At 71.4% G+C, this 3,077-nt stretch carries 3 protein-coding genes; 2 read left to right on the top strand and 1 reads right to left on the bottom strand.

Translation table 11 applies throughout. The annotated features are described in order from the left end of the window. Positions 1-88: 88 nt before the first annotated feature. Positions 89-310, bottom strand: a complete 222-nt coding sequence (locus ACFVIM_RS34415) for a hypothetical protein (protein ID WP_384310128.1) — start codon at positions 308-310, stop codon at positions 89-91. Positions 311-736: 426 nt separating this feature from the next. Between ACFVIM_RS34415 and ACFVIM_RS34410 the strand changes: the two genes are divergently transcribed. Both ACFVIM_RS34410 and ACFVIM_RS34405 read left to right on the top strand, forming a co-directional pair. Further along, positions 737-2,068, top strand: a complete 1,332-nt coding sequence (locus tag ACFVIM_RS34410) for a hemolysin family protein (RefSeq protein ID WP_384310127.1) — start codon at positions 737-739, stop codon at positions 2,066-2,068. After that, positions 2,065-3,077: hemolysin family protein (locus ACFVIM_RS34405; protein ID WP_384310124.1), on the top strand; the 1,013-nt coding region annotated here is incomplete at its 3' end. The genes ACFVIM_RS34410 and ACFVIM_RS34405, both read left to right, overlap by 4 nt.

Genomic DNA, 3,077 nt, shown 5'->3' with positions numbered 1-3,077 from the left:
GCGGCGTGGGGGGCCGACACCGGACCGGGCGCGCGGGGCCCGGGGCGCGCCGGGCGGGGAGGCCCGGCGCGTCGCCCGGGAGACGGGGCTACCTGACGGCGGTGTCCACGGCGGTCAGGGCCTGGGCCCAGCGGACGTACTTCAGCTCGGCCAGCTCACGGACGGTGGTGACACCGAACGCCTCTTTCAGCAGCTCTCCGTCCCGGTCGGAGACGCCTTTGAGCGCGGAGACGGGGGCGGCGAGGATGTCCGGCACGCTCTTGTCGGCCCACGCCTTGTCCAGCACCTTGTCCAGCTCGATCGAAGCCACGTATGCCCTCCAGGTGGATGGGTGGCGCGAGGTGCGCACGGGGGTGTGCCGACAGGGCCCGGACCGGGCGTGCGGCACGGGATCCGCGCGGGAAGGCCACCGGGAATACCCCGGCCACCCCTCGCGTTTTCTACAGCCATGTAGAAGCATAGGGGCAGAGCATGGCGGCGCACCCCCTCAACGTGAGAATCAAGGCAAAAGTCCGAAAATAGCCCCATGCTGGACACGTCGCTCCCCCGTCGGCGACGATTGCTTTACGGTCCCTTTACCATCTCTCCAGGGAGAATCCCCTCCCACCGAGAGGCCGCGGAGACCGCCCAGTCCCGCCGAACCAGCAAGGAGCATCAGGCCCACCATGGGTGAACCTCCCAGTACCAGCCGTGCCATAACCCGTCAGCCCAGCGATACCGGGACGGGGGTGGCACGGTGATCGAAACGCTCCTGCTGCTCCTCGCCCTCGCGCTGACCCTCGGCTGCGCCATCTTCGTGGCCGCCGAGTTCTCCCTGACCACCGTCGAACGCGGCGAACTCGAACGGGCCGCGGAGGCCGGTGAGCGCGGTGCCGACAGCGCCGTCCGTGCCGCGCGCCAGCTGACCTTCCAGCTCTCCGGCGCCCAGCTCGGCATCACCGTCACCTCGCTGGTGATCGGCATGCTCGCCGAACCCTCCCTCGCCACGCTGCTGCGCGGCCCGCTGGAGCTGATCGGTCTCGGCGGCGCGGCCTCGTCGGTCGCCACCGTCCTCGGCGTGGTCATCTCGACCATCGTGCTGATGGTCGTCGGCGAGCTGGTACCCAAGAACTGGGCCATCGCCCGTCCGCTTGCCGTGGCCAAGGTCGTCGCGGGCCCGCAGCGTGGCTTCACCGCGTTCTTCGGGCCGTTCATCCGGCACCTGAACAACACCGCCAACCGGTTCGTCCACCGTTTCGGCCTGGAGCCCACCGAGGAGCTCGCCCACGCCCGCACCCCGGAGGAGCTGGTCGCCCTCGCCCGCCACTCGGCGGCCGAGGGAGCCATCGACGCGGACTCGGCCGAGCTGTTCGTCCGCGCCCTGCACCTGGGCGAGCTGACCGCCGAGAACGTCATGACCCCCCGGGTGCAGATCCAGGCCCTGGAGGCGCACGCCACCGCGGCCGACGCGGTCAACCTCACCCACGCCACCGGGCTCTCCCGCTTCCCCGTCTACCGCGACACCCTCGACGTGGTCATCGGCACCGTCCACATCCGTGACGTGCTCGCCCTGGACGCGGACGCCCGGCCGCGCACCCCGATCACCGAACTGGTCGCCGCGCCACTGCTGGTCCCCGACACCCTGCCCGTGGACACCCTCCTCGAACGGCTCCGGGTCGAGCGGACCATGGCCGTGGTCATCGACGAGTACGGCGGCACGGCGGGCATCGTCACCGCCGAGGACATCGTGGAGGAGGTGGTCGGCGAGGTCCGTGACGAACACGATCCGCTGAGCACCCCCGACCTGCTCGCCGCGCCCGACACGGACGACGGCCGCGCCTGCTGGGAGGCCGACGGCAGCGTCCGCCTCGACGAGCTCACCGCCGTCGGACTCACCGCGCCCGAGGGGCCGTACGAGACCCTGGCGGGCCTGGTCGCGGCCCGGCTGGAGCGCATACCCGAGCCCGGGGACAGCGTCCGTCTGGAGGGCTGGGACATCACCGTCCTCGATGTCGTCCACCATCGCGCCGAGCGCCTGACCCTCGTCGCGCCCGTGTCCGCGCCCGCCGGCCAGGAGACCGCCAAGTGACCACCGTTCAGCTGCTCATCGGCGCCTTCACCCTGCTCACCAACGCGTTCTTCGTCGGCGGCGAGTTCGCCCTGATCTCCGTCCGCCGCAGCCAGATCGAGCCCCTGGCACAGCGCGGTGACAAGCGCGCCCGGATCACGCTCTGGGGCGTCGAGCACCTCTCCGCGACCATGGCCACCGCCCAGCTGGGCATCACCGTCTCGTCGCTGGTGCTCGGCGCGGTCGCCGAACCGGCCATCGCCCATCTGCTGGAACCGCCGCTCGCCGCCATCGGTGTACCGGGCGCGCTGATCCACACCATCGCGTTCATCGTCGCGCTGACGCTCGCGACCTATCTGCACATGCTCTTCGGCGAGATGATCCCGAAGAACATCGCCCTCGCCGCGCCGGTGCCGACCGCGCTCTTCCTCGGCCCGCCCCTGATCGCCCTCACCCGCGCCCTGCGCCCGGTGGTCTTCGGCCTCAACGCCATCGCCAACGTGATCCTGCGACGGCTGGGCGTGGAACCGAAGAACGAGGTGGAGTCGGTCTTCACCGACGACCAGCTGGTGCGTCTGATCGGCGACTCCAGCGAGGCCGGACTGCTGGACCCCGCCGACGGGGAGCGGCTGCGCGACGCCCTGGCGCTGGGCGGCAGGCCCGTCGGCGAGATCCTGGTCCCGCCGGGCCGGATGGAGACCGTCCCCGTCGACATCACCCCCGCCGGACTGGAGCGGGCGGCCACCACCGCCGGGTTCTCCCGGTTCCCGGTGATCGACGCGGACGGGGCCGTCCACGGCTATCTGCACATCAAGGACGCGATCGGCGTGGCCGACCGCGACGCGCCCTTCCCGCGCTCCGCACTGCACCGCGTGGTCAAGGTACGGATCGACACCCCGCTGGACGACGCCCTCACCACGATGCGCGCCCACGGCACCCATCTGGCCACCGTCACCGGGGAGAAGGGCACCGCGCTCGGCTTCGTCACGATGGAGGACGTCCTCGCGGAACTCGTGGGACGCGTCGGCTG

This window comes from Streptomyces sp. NPDC057638, from assembly GCF_042800315.1.
Classification (GTDB): Bacteria; Actinomycetota; Actinomycetes; order Streptomycetales; family Streptomycetaceae; genus Streptomyces.
The sequence above is the reverse complement of the archived record's forward strand: the minus strand, read 5'-3'. Positions and strand labels throughout refer to the sequence as shown.